Consider the following 14,936-nt stretch of genomic DNA (forward strand, 5'->3'; position numbering starts at 1 on the left):
ATGAAACGTTATCTCTACTCATTCTTATTATGCCTAACCTTTTTCACCATTCCAGCCCACGCGGCTGATTGGAGCTTGACCAATTTAGGCGGCTTAAACACTCAAAGCAAGAACCTCGAAGCCAGCTATAATAAAGAAGAACGAACTCAAGCAATCATTTTCCCACTACTTGAATCAATAATCGGCTGTCCTTTAACACAGGAAGTCAGAGCGTATCCCTTCGGGAAAAATTGGTTTTTTACTGGTGATTATGAATGCTTGAAAGACTCAAATCGTTTCAATAGCTCTGTCTATAAAATGCTAAATGGCCCAATTCATTGGCTGGCTGTAATTTTCGGGGCTTTATTATCTGCTGTTGTTGTACGAAAAGCGATTATGACAATCATCGAAGTCATGATTACCAAAACACAAACAGTCGAGAAGAAAGCAACAATTGGATACGTCTTACTAATCACAGTCGTTGTCTTGTTCTTAGTGCCGATTTACAAATCGGAAGAAAACGGCAAGAAAGACACGAATTTTATGATGATGAGTATTTACACATCATTCGCAGCAACCTACCAATATGGCACATACATCCTGCACAAACTCAACGGTAAATCCGTCATTGAGCAGCCTTACGTGACCATCCCAGTCCCGAAAAATCAGCGCACAAAAGAGATGCTGAATCTCATAGATTTCCAGCTCTGTACGAAGCAGCAACCCGGCACAAACAAAGGAGCCGTCCAATTCAACTACTACGAAGGGCATCTAAAAGCATTCTCTCAGGTAGGCAACTGTATTCTTGAAATTGAGCATGCGGTTGATGAGGGAACCATAGAGATTGCTAGGTCAAACGGTTTACCAGACCTCTACCAACTGCAGATAGAAGCTCTCACAGACGCTTACACGGTCGCTATGGCTTCATCTGATGATGCCGCTACCAAGCTCTCCTTATACGAGCCAATTCCAGCAGGGATTTCAGCTATGGAATTCGATAGGGATATGAGCTGCGACAACGTGAAAACCTACGCCATAGCATCCTTGGACACCAGCGGTGTGAAGCAGTACGCGTATGCATACGCTAACTGCATCGGGGCTGAATTCGTTCACCGTCTAACGAGAGCGCCGGGAGTCAGTGAGCAAAGCCTTGTGGACGCTGGAAGCCGTCTCGTTCAAGTCTGTAAGACAGTCACTGACTCTGATGACACAGAAGCTACACAGAGAGCTTGTGCAGCGGAAATGTGCAGCAGCGAGTCATCCCCATTCATGTGCTCAGCACAAATCAACAACTACAACCGCTTGCTTGGCAGCAGATTCATGTCTGACACGAACTACGCCACCTTGCCTTACTGGTTCATGACGAAATTCTACCCATCCTCGAAATTTCAAGACGCAGGGAAAATTCTCGTCAACAGTACGAGCATTGAGAGCACAGAGACTCAGGAGCTTGTCGAGCCTGTTTTGAAAGGAGAACCAGCGTTCGCTATCCCCTTCACGAAAACGGTTAGCAAGATAGAAAGGAACTGGTCCAAGGCTGAATTGATGAACTCCTACCAAGCAGAATCGTCGCTCGATTTGGACGTACTGAGCATCATCACAAAGTACTTCACGATTGGAGATGGCGGCATTTTAGGGAATCAGTACACCCTAGATTGCCTGAACCACCCCTACGGCATTTCACCGAGCGGCAGACAGTGTTCAAGCCCGTACAAGACGTTGGACATACAGGCGAATCGTCTCTTGGCGTTCTCATCAGAAGTCCGGGTGATGGCAAAGGCTGCATCTATGCTTTCTGTCTCTCCGGTCGAGAAAGCCAAAAGCAAGGCAGGGGTTGAATTAGCATCGGCAACGATGAAGCAAACCGCCAAGATGTACGGCGGTACGGACGCTTTGGTGGCATTCATTTTGGCATCAGCAGTCAATGCTTCTGTAAGTGATGTTTTCAGCGAATACGGGCAGGATTTCGACCCCGAGGCTGCTTATGTAATCGCTGCAATTTACCTAAACCCTGAGATAGCAGCCATCGCTGACAGCACCGCAAACTATGCTTGGGCGTTAGGCATGTACATAAAATTTGGAATTCCAATCGCGTTTGCGCTGATTGTGATTTCTTTCTTCATGAACTCTCTAATCAAAATCACATCTACTCAAATCAAGATAATCCCTCACTTTATCCTTTTGTTGGGCAAGCAAGGTGTTAATAAAGAAAATGACACTTGGCAACCACTCGAAACCTTTCTCGTTACTGCTGCAAGCTGGGCAACATTTGGAATAAGCATTTATCTAGCTCTCACATTCATTGATGCATTATTTGTCTATCAAGCTATTCCGTTCAGCGTATTCAGTTACATTTTAGAAGAATCACCAAACGCTTCGACGCTTCTGTCTGTAATGGACCAGATGTTTAAAATCTGTCTCTACATATTTTTCTTATCGTTCATCATTGCCGCGATACTTAAAATGGCAGCATATGGCATAGGAGCGATAATTCAGCGCTGGTCATTTGGAACACAAAACAACGATGTTCATGATGAGCAAATTGAATCATCAAGAAGCATTTAACAAAAGGGCTATACGCCCTTTTTTGCTGATATGAAATGGTATAATTGTAGAAACAAGCACATACACACATGTCATTTTTCAAAACAAAAGAACCTGATAGCGACGAAATTTTAATAGCCAAGTTTAAGCACTGGATGTTACAACTTAAAAATACATGGAAAATATACTTTTTGTGTTTAGCAGGTGGGGCATTTGCACCATTTTCATGGTTCGCATTATTTTATATTTCCGCTTTCTACATTAGAAAAAACCCTTACGCAAAAAACTATATGGCTCTCCCTCTCGTAATCATTGGCTTGGAAACAGCAGTTCAAGCAGCTCTACTTTGGGCAAGCATAATCATCGCGCAAACTAGCGTTGGAAGCAGTTCTAGCTTGCAATTCATGTACATTTGTACTGCATCGTCATTCATTGTATTTACTCTTCTATGCTATAAATTTCATTCGAGAAGAATTCGCAAAATCCAGCAAGGAATCTTGAACAGAGTGAACAATACAAATGTAAACACTGACGAAACCATTTTTGATAAAGGAAGTGAAAAAGCTAAGGAAGCATTTATCATCATCAAAAATAGAATCATGGAGGCAGGAAAATGAATTTCCTCACTTACAAGCCAATTATTGAAGGCATTGACTTACAGATTAAATCAAGAGGCAAGATTGGCAATGAGGCATGTAATCTCGACCCTTTCAGCGTATCGAGCAGTGAATATCAAGTCGAAAACACAGCAAGAAGCTATTTACAGTCAGTACAAAAACATGGATATACAAACCATTTAAAAACTGAACTGATATTTTTAAATAGCATTGAGGATGAAAATAATGAAAGGTCTTTCTATTTTCTAGTGAATTTTAAAGGCAGAAACGACCCTGACGGCAGCATCATTTTAATCGCTCGTTACGAAGACGAAACAGAACAAGAGCTAATCGTTGAATATCAGACATTGAAAATAACGCCCAAAACAAATCTTAAACTCATTAACGAAATAAATTATCACGATGCAGTGAGTGCATATTGCTTTGGACAAGCTGATTTGTCTTGTTTGTGCTTTTATGACTTCACTCAACATCCTGACTTTGGCCAAGCCGTAGAAATGCACATCCTTTTAAACTACTAAAACCACTTCCCCTGCTACGCAGGAGTGAGTTGTGCTTAAAACTAATGAGGAGATATGAAATTATACACAAGCGAAAAATCATTTTTAGAACAAGGAGCTGAAGCTGGTAAGAACTACTACATCTTAAATGATGAGCCGTTACCAAAAGATATTCTTACTGAACGCGCCATTGCTTCTGCTGAAAGGTATATTGGAAAGAAAACCCCTCAATTCACCAGACTTAATCTAGGCAAACTCATCGGCTTGGGGCTTTTTGACAGACACATCGTTACTTTCTCATCAGACGATTACGATGAATTCGGTCAATCACTTATTCATATTTTCGAACTCTACTACAAACCAAACGACCTTAATCCTATTGTTTTGTATCCTTTCAAAGGCAGGTTATTTCAAGACTCAGATTCATTCTTTTTCTACACAGAACAAGGAAAATATGACTTTCACGATTCAATCGCCACTTACATTTCATTCAAAGAACCCTACGAAACCAGCTTCATCGACTTCCTTAAATCCTCAGAATTTAGCGACCTCTACACCATTTACACATTAATCGAATATTAAATGTTATAATCAAAGCATAAACAAACATTTTAATATTATGTCAAAACCTTTATCACCAACAGACAAAAAGGACTACGCAAAAGACGCCAACGATAAAGTCTCTGATTTTCTATCTTCAAGAGTCGATAAAATCGTTTCAACGATGACTAACGATGACGAAAAATTCGTATGGAATAGCCCAGTCTTCTCAGTGAAGTACATGAACCCTATTTCCAAAACCATATACGGACTTGAAAACTCACTTCTACTTTCACAGCTAGCAGAAGACAAGGATTACAGCTTCCCTTTCTACCTCACAGCAAGCCAAGGCTATGCAAATGGACTCTCAAACAAAGGCGAGAAAAGCGATTTCATCGTAAACCGCTTTGGCGTAAAGCTTGGCTACATGAAGGACAAGCCAGAGCCTGAAATTGCTAGGGACGATGAATCAAAAGCCAAGGCTGTGTACATCCCTGCTTCAAAACTCACCCCAGTTTTCAACATTGCTCAGTTCACTGGCGACCTCCCAGCCGCTGTACAGAAGCTAATGGACGCAAACCAGCCCAAAGCCACCCCCTCAGAGCTAGAAACCGTCTACCAAGCCTTGCTGGACACGATGCCAACGCCTTTGAAACGTGTGGTCGGGACTAATCACTACCGCCCTACAGAAGACGCCATCTACATGAATCCGTCGAATCTGTTCAAGAGTAGGCTTCACGAAACCAACACCCTCCTACACGAAGTTTCGCACTCCTATGGACACGAAAGCAGGAAGAACCGCCCTTCCCTACGCCACTATTCAGAAGGCATAGAGCACCGTGCGTATGAAGAGCTGGTAGCCAATCTGTCGGCACAGTCAGTCATCAAGCACTACGACTTGAACCTAGACCCTGTAACCCGGCAGGAGCTTGATGAGGGCTTCATGCAGAACCACACAACGTATGACGCGAGCTGGGCAAAATCAGCCTATAAGAACAATCCTTCTGAAATCTTCAGAGCGGCTAAGGACGCTGACAGAACCGCAAACACAATCGTCCATGAGCTGGACCAAAAGCTTGTGCTCATGCTCAAAGCAAACCCTGACCTGAAAATCAGCGAAATGGTCAAAGAAAGGATTATTGCTAAATCAGCACCCGAAATAGACGCACCTAAAAAAACCTATAAAAAATCAAACTACAAGAGAAAATAATGAATAAATCACATGAACAAATCGAACTAGAAATACAAATGCAATTATTAATAATCAGACAGCTATCAGAGGACGGAGAATTGGTAGCGGAAATTGACATCCCCGACGAAACTGAACATACAGGTTATCCAGATGACCTGATAATTTATTAAAAAAAGCCTCAATGAGGCTTTCTTTATGTCACTCCACAAATCATTTTGTTCCTCCACCAAATTCCACATAACTCAATCTCTTGCCAGCCTTAGCTACGTTTATCAACGGTATATCAAAGGTATCTAACTCAACTTTTGCTAATCCTTTTGTGGCTTCTTTGTATGAAACTACAATATTCCCCGATTTCAAATCTAAAATCGTGCTATTGATTATAATGTTCCTTGCATTTTCCGCCGTGATTTTTCCTTTACCAATATATGCAATACCTGAACGAGGAACTCCAGCTATATTTACTTTCCCCTTAGTTTTAGTAATCCAAGCATTAAGCAACGAACCGATTTCGTCTGAATTTATTGCTGATATATTATTAGCAACGATATTCAGCTTATAATCACCATCTGAAACAATATCAACGTTATTCACATATTCAGTCAAGGTTCTTATGACAGCAGAATTATCAGCTTGTACTGATTGATTTCTCAAAAGCCCTTCTGTTTTGAATTCAGAGTTATCACCACTATAAGAAGGAGTATTGATACCTGAACACGTATTTTTATACACTTTGAATTCTTGCCCGTATGGATAAGCAGTGCTGCCATCTGACTTGATTGCTTTGAATCGTATTTTAGTAATCAAACCCGTTTCACCGGCAGCGCAAACTTCTGTTTCGAATTCACTTTCATAATCCACAACGTCAGCAATACAACTATCCACTCTACTCGTCTCTACGAATGTTTTTCCGCTGATACCTTTTGTTATCCATTGGCCTTTGATAGTGATTTTCCCAACGCTTCCAGCAGGGCAAGAATCTTCTCGTTCACCATCAGTAATTTCAATCACATCATCAGTCAATTCCTTACAGGTGTTCGATACAATTTTTTTGACCCAACCAGTATCATTTTTGATTGTTCCAACAGGAGCTGGTTCAACATAATAATCATAGGTTCTGTATTCATTGTATTTTATAGAACCAGTTTGACCTTCAAGACACAATTCAGTTGAGGTTTGGAAATCAGAAATTGTTGTGAATCTATCATCGGGCAATTCTGGCTCTACTGGCTCAACAGGGTCAGTAGGGTCTACGGGAACCTCTGGCTCTTCTGGCTCAACGATTACAGGCGGAATCACAACAGGAGGCTCTACTGATGCTACGCAATTGTTAGCAGTTGTTGACCACTCGCTGAACGTGTCTTTATCTCCATTGCTCCAAAGGTTATAGGTTCTTTGCTCTGTCAACGTCCCCGTCAAAGGACTCACACAATTCACTGTACGAACTTCAGTTTCAGTTGTGAATGACTTCACCGGCATACAAGCCTCAATACTGTCTTCATTCCACACACCATTTTTATCAACTACGTCCTTACCGAACTGCCAGTCTGGCGATTTATACTCAGCATAGTCGTCGTAGTTAAACTCATTCAATGTTCCCGCAAGTGTCTTGAAAAAGTATTTTTCAGTATAGTTTTGTTCAGCATTTATGAACCACGAATACCAGACAGTCAAAGTACCTTTTCTGATTGTAGAACCACCTTCCACACCGCCAACTGTTGAACCAACAGCACATTGCTCAACACCTGTCTCATTCCAACCTTCGATTGGCTCAGAAGGTAGTGTTGGCTCTTGCGGAGGCAAATCCTTACATTCTTCAATGCTGTCTGAATTTAATGAACCGTATTTCAATAACATCTCTTTCGTGATTTGAGGGAACACATCATATTCACCGCTTTTCTCCATTTCAATTTCTGTGTAATCCTTACCATCGAAGAAGTAATTTTGTGATTTTTCTAATTTCGAATCGTACCTGTTAAACACCGGAACCTTACCAGTTCTCACAGCGCTTCCACCCACAACACCACCAACCGTTTGATTTATTCCGCAGTACTCGTAATAACCCAAATCAAAACTGAATTCCGGGTCTTTTGGTTCTGGCTCAGGCAATGCTTTACATGACTCAATGCTATTTGTATCCATTGCTCCATATTTTTTAACCATCTCCTCTGTCAATGTTGGAAAGGATGAAACACCGTTATTATCAATCATTTCGATTTTTGTGTAATTACTACCATCGAAAAAGTAGTAGTTCGATTCGAACGTTTTATTATCGAACAAGAAGTAAACTGGCACCTTACCATTTCGTGAATTACCGCCACCCACAACACCACCAACTGTCTCGTTAAATGCACAGTACTGATAGAACTGCAAATCAAACATGTACGCAGGGATTTGAGGAGGCTGCTCAGGTTCTATTGGTGGAATCTCAGGCTCTACCGGCTCAACTGGAATCACAGGCTCAGATTCAATTGGCAAACAAGCTTTTGGCTCAGATTGCCATCTTCCGTATTTTTCTACATCAGTTTGTCTTGATGTTGAGCTGAAAAAATCATTCTGTGAATACTTTATGAATTCGTCATTCGTATTATTCTTAACGTATGACAAACCATCCTTATTGTTGTAAAACTGAACAATTCCCAACCCAATCTTTGTATTGCCTGAATTCTTGCCATCTGTTGTGTATCCAGACGGGCAAAACACTTCCAATGCCACATCTTCGTTCGGGTTGTAAACTGGTCCAGTAGGCACCTCTGGTTCAGGTTCTGGCTCAGGAACAACGGGAGTCTCAATCATTTTACAAGCTTGCTGTGTACTAAGATTTTGACCAAATTGCTTGAGCGTGATTTCTTTATCTGCTGAATTAAGCAAGTCAAAACCAGTAGGACTTAATCCTTTTGCCGTTCCGTCTGCTTGATTTCTGACGTAGTTCTGACCTTCATCAGTTCTGTAAAATGACATTTCACCAGTGAGGTAAACATTGCTACCGTCATTCAAGCCGCTTGTTGAATATCCAGAATCGCATTTCAGTTCGATTGTATGCAGTGTATCTGTAACACAAACCGGCGATGCATTAGAAAATACAATATTGCCTGAACCATCATTGCTTTTAAATGCGCTTATGTCAGATAAGCTATTAAATTGATTCGAGTGATTAGCATTATAAAGAGTTTCTGGATATATTAGCGGACCAGACGCTCCAAACCTATATACCTTTGTAGCTCCTGAAAAACTAGGAGACGTATATAGCTTTGCGTATTGAGAAGTTTCCCATCTGTTCGATTCGTATTCCTTTAAATGTATTTTTCCATCAGAATAAATATTCTGATTCACATTACACACTGACTTAGCCTGCCCCCCCTCAGTTTCAACATATGAACCACCTCTCCAATCGTTATTTACATTCTGATTTAGCACGTCATTTTTAACTTCAGTTTTAACTTTAGCTAACGCTGACTCTATTGATTCAGGCATGGCCAAACAAAAATCCTCATCACGCTCAAATAACTTTTCAACATTAAGTATTGTTGTTGTTCCATCTAAACTTAGTGCAGTCATTAAATCTAAAGAATCTGCATAAGCAAGTTTTCCGCCAACCCCGTTAGTTTCTTGAGCCCAATCAAGATACCCAGTATCGTAAAAAACTCCATTTCTATCTTTAACTATAAGTTTATGACTTCCAAGAACATAATAGGTTTGAACGTAAACAGCCATTGAGGAATGGCTAAACCCCCCACCAACAAAACGACCCGGACCACAAAGTGAATCGAGTTTATTTCTTGTTGATATGTCTGCTGGTGACACTCCCACTCCCACTGCATATGCCCCATTTTTTTCTAGAAAAGGGTACAGCTCAGGGTCAATCATTTGCGCAGAAAAAGCAGTTGACGCGAAGGTTAAACTAACGCCAGTTAATAAGGATTTGTAAAACATAATATGATGTAGTAGTTGTACTCGTATTATACCATTTCGCGGAATGCAAAAAACCGCATTAAGCGGCTTACGAGTTACGAAGCAATAGACTCATTAGCAAAAGTTCTTTTTCATCCACTTTAATACGCCGGGGCTATCGCACATTTGAGCTTTAGAACTCCCTATATTTATTACTTTTGCACCGTCAGGCGACTGCAATACTAATGATGTAGGTTCAAAATAGGGTTCACCTACCTGAATACTCGTGTACGTTTCAGTTCCCCAATCTAGCGCAACTTGCTGTAAAGCTCTTGTTGAAACACTGTACGCAACAATGTGCATTACCCCCGGTCTAAAGCCGTTGTGCATTGGTTCAGACCTGAACTCAGCAATCTTATAGGGGCGCCCTTCTTTCGCTAATAACGAATTAATTTCAGCCTTCTTTCCATTTAGTTTTTTGATGACGGATTCTGCACCAGCTTGCGTCCCGCCGTCCCAATAATCCATCTTGCTCAAATCCCAAGAATTTAAATCCGAATCTTGCATCCAGTCGCCTGAACTTGGCCCGCTAGACCATTCAACTGCAAAGGAATTAATCGAGAACGTTATTGCTATCATCGACAAAAAGGTTTTGGTAATTTTTTTCATTTCTTTTATTATTTATTTCATACCCGAATTATACCATTTCGACACAGCAGGATTTACGTATTACACGCTACATATCATCAGGCAATTTATCGACATTCTCTTTGAGAAACTGACACGCTTCAATAGACTCGTTTTGATTCTTTATAAACGCTATAAATTCAGCGAATTTCCTCATTGCAAAAACCGGATGCACATTAATCAAATGCTTCCTCACGGTTTCACAATAGTAGTCAAAATAAACGTCTTCTTCGCAGTCATACGTGCCAAGGCAATAGCTGATGTGCGTGTGCATCAGCATGGCTCTCGCGAACTCATAGCCTTCGTCTAAAAGCTGCTGCTTTCGTGCATCAACATCCAGTGCATTGTGAGCACGGAACGCCTCAAAGGTGTCTTCCAGACGTTTCAGCCGCTCAGCCACGTCATCATCAACAGTAATCATGCGGTTAGGCTTGTAGCGGTCTTTGAAGGTCCATGCCATGTGATTTGTCTCCTTTGATTAAGGAGGCATGATTGATCGATTCAGGGAGGCAGGCAACTCAAGCCATAAAAAAACCCACCATCTTGGGTGGGTTCAAAAACCGGAGTGTTTTTCATCGCTTTATCGTAAGCAGTTTTAGAAAAAATCAACAATAACCAAATTATCAATTACTGCTTACATTACCAGTATACCATTTTAAAAATCAAAACAAGGGCATTACTATAATATTCTAAATATTTACAGCATCACCCCATTCTTCTTGAATGGATTTAGCTTTGAAGGCATGAAAGCAATATGATTTGAAAATGACCATACCAGCGTCTTTTATTCCAGCCTGTGCGATTTTAGTCGTGAAATCATTCACGTAACCATCCCAAACTGATTCAATATCTAAATCACCATAATGGCCAAAAAAATTAGCCAACACGTCATGAATTGAGAAAATATCAGCCAAATCTGTGGCTTCGTAATTTTCACCATTTTCAGCCAATTCGCTGACAACCATGTCCAAATCTTCTGAAATTACAAACGTTCGATAGACTTGAAGAGTAGCTATTAAGTGATTGACGGTTGTAGGCACGTTCATGGTGAAATGAAGATACTGACCTTCTTCATAGGGGTTTTCGAAAACGTTGTCAGGGATATTCATTGGCTCAATTCCTTTTGGATTGAGCAAATTATTGATCGTTTGAAATCAGTGTGCAAGCCCTGATTTGATCAAAAATCACACACATCAGAAGCCTTGGGTTTTAAGCGATTCACCAAGAATTCAAGAATTTCATCAGCATCGTATTTTTCATTTAGCATTTTGTTCATCAAGCGTTTATCAATGTCTTTGTTGTCTATTTTGTCGCCAGCTTTCTCAGCATTCGCGAGAATCAATTCACGACTCAATTCAAAATAGAATGCATTGTCGCCAACGTTCACAGGCTTTGAAGGGATAATGACTGGCACAAACGAAGCAGCTTTGAGCTTTTCAAACGTCTCATAGCGCTCTTGTGAGGTGGGGCAATTGCGGTCGAGGGATCTATCCGCCTTGACGAACATGCCGCTGATTTGGTCTTTAAAGCCGCATGCAGGGATACAGGCTTCGAGATCTTTCTGTGTCTTCTCACCGTACTTGACTTGGTACGACCCCGCTGTCTTTTGGGCAAATGTCGTGTCACCAAGTGCTTCTGTCTTCTTGAAGCGAATCACGACAGAGAAAAACTCCTCTCTGTGTACGTTTCTGCGAACAACAGAGACAAGGCAAGCCTGCACACCGTTGGCTTTGAGCTTGTGCAACTCTTCGAGAGAGACGTTATAGAGCGTTGCGTAGTGGTAGCTCTGAGACTTGCACTTGATGCCTACTGAGTAGCCAGAGGCGTTTCTACCACCGAGAATCGACAGCACAGAGTCTTTCAATAGGTCAGCAGCTTTGTACCCTTTTCCTCGCTCGCCTAGGCGTCCGGGTATCCCGAACGTGTAGGTAGTCTTACCTTTGGCTTGAAGAGCTTTTGAAGGCGTTAGGTAGACGATGTATCTATCTGCTTTGAGAGCACTGAGCTGTTTTTTAAGCTCCTTCATACGGTCTGCTGTTAGGCTCATACAGCGCCTCTCACTTGCAACAACCCATCGCTATTCAAGGACATTGTGTAATTGATATTTTTCCACTCGGTACGAGCATAGAGACCATTAAAGTATCCATCCACGAAAATGCTTTTACTTAATCTGAACGAACCTATATCAACCGACCTTATCAAGCCGATTTTCTTTAGCTGCAAAATTATATTATTTACAGTCTGAGGAACCACACCAGCATCATTAGCAATGCATTTTTTATGGTAGAAATTTATGTTTATGATTCCGTCTTTATCAAGAAATTTCATCAGCTCTTTGAAAACCTTCTCCCCACTCGGAGAAAGATTATTGTGAACGGAAATCATGTGGAATAGAGTATCGGCTTTGTGATTCATATTGATTTTATTTAGTTTCTACAAATATCGTACCATTTTATTTTGTAAAAACCAGTTATACGACAAATTATTTATTAAGAAAAATCCTCAGATTTGAGGATTAGGCATACTCAATTAAGAGTACGTTCAAAAGGTATTCTCACGATACCTTTTAGAAATCGATACCAACGTACAATTCCACCTTTGCTTGGCTTTTTTCATAGAAACGATAGGTTTCAACATATTTCTTGTTAATCATTCCATCTGCATCTAAAGCACATTTATTCAAAGGCTCGCAAAAACGACCATCTGTTTTGCTGTTAATTTCTGAAGAATTTCCGAATGCTCTCGAATTTAGCCTGAAAAGAATTACTCCTTTACGATTCCCATTCACGGTTTCAACAAGCCCCAACACCCTCAACAAGTTTATTGCTTTTGTTCTTGTTTTAGGCTGCTTTATACCCAGCACTTTATCTAAATCAGCATAACAAACTGTACATTCATTATTTCTATCCATCGCTTCAGCAGCTAAATCCAGTATCGTTCTCGCGTAGCTATCACACATACCCGCAGCAAAAATCACTGGCAATGCATTTTTGTAGGTTTTTACATAGATAATTTTATCCTTTGTCTTGTCCAACACGCTTGTAAAAGGGTTTTTCATTTACTTCTCCGAATCTTCGTTTCTTCACTGCACATTATTTATTTATCAAAACTTCTATCAAAAACATATTGAATTTTTTGTCGTACTCTTCACTTATCAACTTCCTTTTTCTCAATATGTTTAGTGCTACACGCACAGTTTCTTTTGATTTTGAAAGGTACGCCCCCATTCTTTCGTAATTTTCGTATGCAATTTGATGCTTACCTAAATTCTCATCAGACTCAATCATTAGATACATTAGCAACGTGAATGCCGTTGTGCTTTCCTTTGCCAATTCAGCCAAGCGTTCTTTTGTTTTCTCTCTTCTGCTGATATATGCGTATGACATTTTTTATCCCCTTATTTTTTCTTGTTTTATCAATATAACATTTACCTAACAGATTTTTAGGGGTTAAGCGAAATATTTTCGAAAATTATTATAATGTCCTATTATTGCGGCTCATTAAAAACGATTATTATCAAAAGGTGTTTTCACGCCGAATCTTAAACTCAATAGACTAATCGTAATAATTGGTTAAATTTTGAACAATCTTGATTACGATTAAAAGGTAGTACAGTACCTTTTATAAAGTACCTAACACAGATTTACGTGGAAATAAGTGGCTTTAAAAGGTAGTGCAGTACCTTTTAATTGGGGGGTAAATCAGGTTATAAAAGGTAGTACAGTACCTAAGATCTCCTCCACAGCCCTTTAAATTCAAGGGGGCAAAACGTATAGCGTGCGCGTTGCGCGCTAAAGTTTTTAGAAACCAATAAAAAAACTAAGCGCCAGAAAATTCCCCGAAACCAAAAAATCATATTGGGAACAAAAAAAGGGGAACTGGAAAACAAACCTTGCGATTTGAAATTTTTATTCTAAACAATGAATCCTCTTTGTATTAAAAAATCCACTCGCTTCGCGGGAATTGAGTTTTTTCCTAGAAGGATATTTTCAGAATTCTTGCTTCTACTTAGTCTAGTTGTGAATTCAATCGATAAATCAAAAGCGGTTTTAAAGATATTTTAGTTTTTAATATTGGTAGAGTTTATGTAATTGATTGGATTATGCGATTTAAAGCAATTCTATGGTGTTCTTCGATGAGACACACCAGAAAATGCTTAGGACGTGAAATTAGTGGCTTAATGAGTTTAATCCTAAGCATTGCACCTAGACCCAACTCACACTGCGTTCTAAACATTTCTCAAATATCGAATCAAACCATTTCTCTCGAATTCCCTACCGTAATTTTAAACGCAGAAAATCACCTACTTATCTCTTTTTATTTTTCACCGCATTTCCCACTGCGATTCGTTTTCGAGAAAAACCACCGAAATATTTTTCGTATCAATCATAAAAAAATCATCACATCCACTGAATTTTAATCAAAAAATAATATTTATGAACATCATTTTTATTATGTTCATAAATATGAAGATCCACAAATTTGAGTTTTAAAAGCCCTTTGAACATCATTTTTATTATGTTCGTAATTTCGTTAAAAAATCTTTGAACATAACTTTCGTTACATTCACCACTAGTCCAGCCCTTTAAATTCAAGGGGGGGATCGATATACGCGGGCGTGCGCGTTGCGCGCTAAAGAAAATCGTCAACAGCAAAAAAACAAACTAACCTAACAAAATCCATGTCGCTGAAAAAATAAAATGGAAACTTGATAATGGGAACAAAAAATTGGGAACTGGAAAACAAACCTTTGCGATTAGTAATTTTTAGAAAATCAATGCATTCCTCTTTTTTAGAAAAACACACTCGCTTCGCGGGAATTGAGCTTTTTTCCAGAAGGTGATTTTCAGAATCCTTGCTTGTACTCAGCCTAGCTGTGGATTCAATCTATAAATCAAAAGCGGTTTTAAAGATGTTTTAGTTTTTAATATTGGTAGAGTTTAAATAATTGATTGAGTTTTGCGATTTAAAGCGTTTCTAGTGACT

General features: G+C 39.9%; 13 protein-coding genes. 5 read left to right on the top strand and 8 right to left on the bottom strand.

Annotated elements, in window-relative coordinates; all coding sequences use genetic code 11:
* The 5 genes from BFC21_RS13575 (at position 1) to BFC21_RS13595 (ending at position 5,390) form a co-directional block, all read left to right on the top strand.
* Entirely contained in the window at positions 1–2,544 is a 2,544-nt protein-coding gene (locus BFC21_RS13575) for a hypothetical protein (RefSeq protein WP_162939347.1), read from the top strand.
* A 68-nt stretch (positions 2,545–2,612) separates the two neighbouring features.
* Positions 2,613–3,140, top strand: a complete 528-nt coding sequence (locus BFC21_RS13580) for a hypothetical protein (RefSeq protein ID WP_095035882.1) — start codon at positions 2,613–2,615, stop codon at positions 3,138–3,140.
* Positions 3,137–3,661: a hypothetical protein gene (locus tag BFC21_RS13585; protein ID WP_095035881.1), complete on the top strand. Its 525-nt coding sequence runs from the start codon at positions 3,137–3,139 to the stop codon at positions 3,659–3,661. Before BFC21_RS13580 ends, BFC21_RS13585 begins: the two co-directional genes overlap by 4 nt.
* A gap of 54 nt (positions 3,662–3,715) precedes the next feature.
* Complete coding sequence (locus BFC21_RS13590; protein WP_120266258.1) at positions 3,716–4,222, top strand: hypothetical protein; 507 nt, start codon at positions 3,716–3,718, stop codon at positions 4,220–4,222.
* Between the two features lie 37 nt (positions 4,223–4,259).
* Positions 4,260–5,390 carry a zincin-like metallopeptidase domain-containing protein gene (locus BFC21_RS13595; RefSeq protein WP_120266259.1) on the top strand — a complete coding sequence of 377 codons (1,131 nt, stop codon included), beginning with the start codon at positions 4,260–4,262 and terminating at the stop codon, positions 5,388–5,390.
* A gap of 192 nt (positions 5,391–5,582) precedes the next feature.
* On the opposite strand, the gene BFC21_RS27290 is transcribed toward BFC21_RS13595, so the two are convergent.
* The 8 genes from BFC21_RS27290 to BFC21_RS13630 form a co-directional block, all read right to left on the bottom strand.
* Entirely contained in the window at positions 5,583–9,305 is a 3,723-nt protein-coding gene (locus BFC21_RS27290) for a hypothetical protein (protein WP_162939348.1), read from the bottom strand.
* Positions 9,306–9,398: 93 nt separating this feature from the next.
* Positions 9,399–9,932 carry a hypothetical protein gene (locus BFC21_RS13605; protein WP_153404213.1) on the bottom strand — a complete coding sequence of 178 codons (534 nt, stop codon included), beginning with the start codon at positions 9,930–9,932 and terminating at the stop codon, positions 9,399–9,401.
* A gap of 67 nt (positions 9,933–9,999) precedes the next feature.
* The gene (locus BFC21_RS13610; RefSeq protein WP_120266261.1) at positions 10,000–10,410 is read right to left on the bottom strand and encodes a hypothetical protein; all 411 of its coding nucleotides are present in this window, start codon (positions 10,408–10,410) and stop codon (positions 10,000–10,002) included.
* Between the two features lie 229 nt (positions 10,411–10,639).
* Entirely contained in the window at positions 10,640–11,059 is a 420-nt protein-coding gene (locus tag BFC21_RS13615) for a hypothetical protein (protein WP_120266262.1), read from the bottom strand.
* A gap of 68 nt (positions 11,060–11,127) precedes the next feature.
* The gene (locus BFC21_RS13620; RefSeq protein WP_162939349.1) at positions 11,128–11,976 is read right to left on the bottom strand and encodes a hypothetical protein; all 849 of its coding nucleotides are present in this window, start codon (positions 11,974–11,976) and stop codon (positions 11,128–11,130) included.
* A 17-nt stretch (positions 11,977–11,993) separates the two neighbouring features.
* The gene (locus tag BFC21_RS13625; protein ID WP_095008384.1) at positions 11,994–12,365 is read right to left on the bottom strand and encodes a hypothetical protein; all 372 of its coding nucleotides are present in this window, start codon (positions 12,363–12,365) and stop codon (positions 11,994–11,996) included.
* Positions 12,366–12,516: 151 nt separating this feature from the next.
* Positions 12,517–13,008 carry a hypothetical protein gene (locus tag BFC21_RS27295; RefSeq protein ID WP_162939350.1) on the bottom strand — a complete coding sequence of 164 codons (492 nt, stop codon included), beginning with the start codon at positions 13,006–13,008 and terminating at the stop codon, positions 12,517–12,519.
* Between the two features lie 34 nt (positions 13,009–13,042).
* The gene (locus tag BFC21_RS13630; protein ID WP_095035873.1) at positions 13,043–13,336 is read right to left on the bottom strand and encodes a hypothetical protein; all 294 of its coding nucleotides are present in this window, start codon (positions 13,334–13,336) and stop codon (positions 13,043–13,045) included.
* Positions 13,337–14,936 lie beyond the last annotated feature (1,600 nt).

The organism is Pseudomonas sp. TMW 2.1634 (assembly GCF_001703595.1).
In the GTDB taxonomy this organism is placed as follows: Bacteria; Pseudomonadota; Gammaproteobacteria; order Pseudomonadales; family Pseudomonadaceae; genus Aquipseudomonas; species Aquipseudomonas fragi.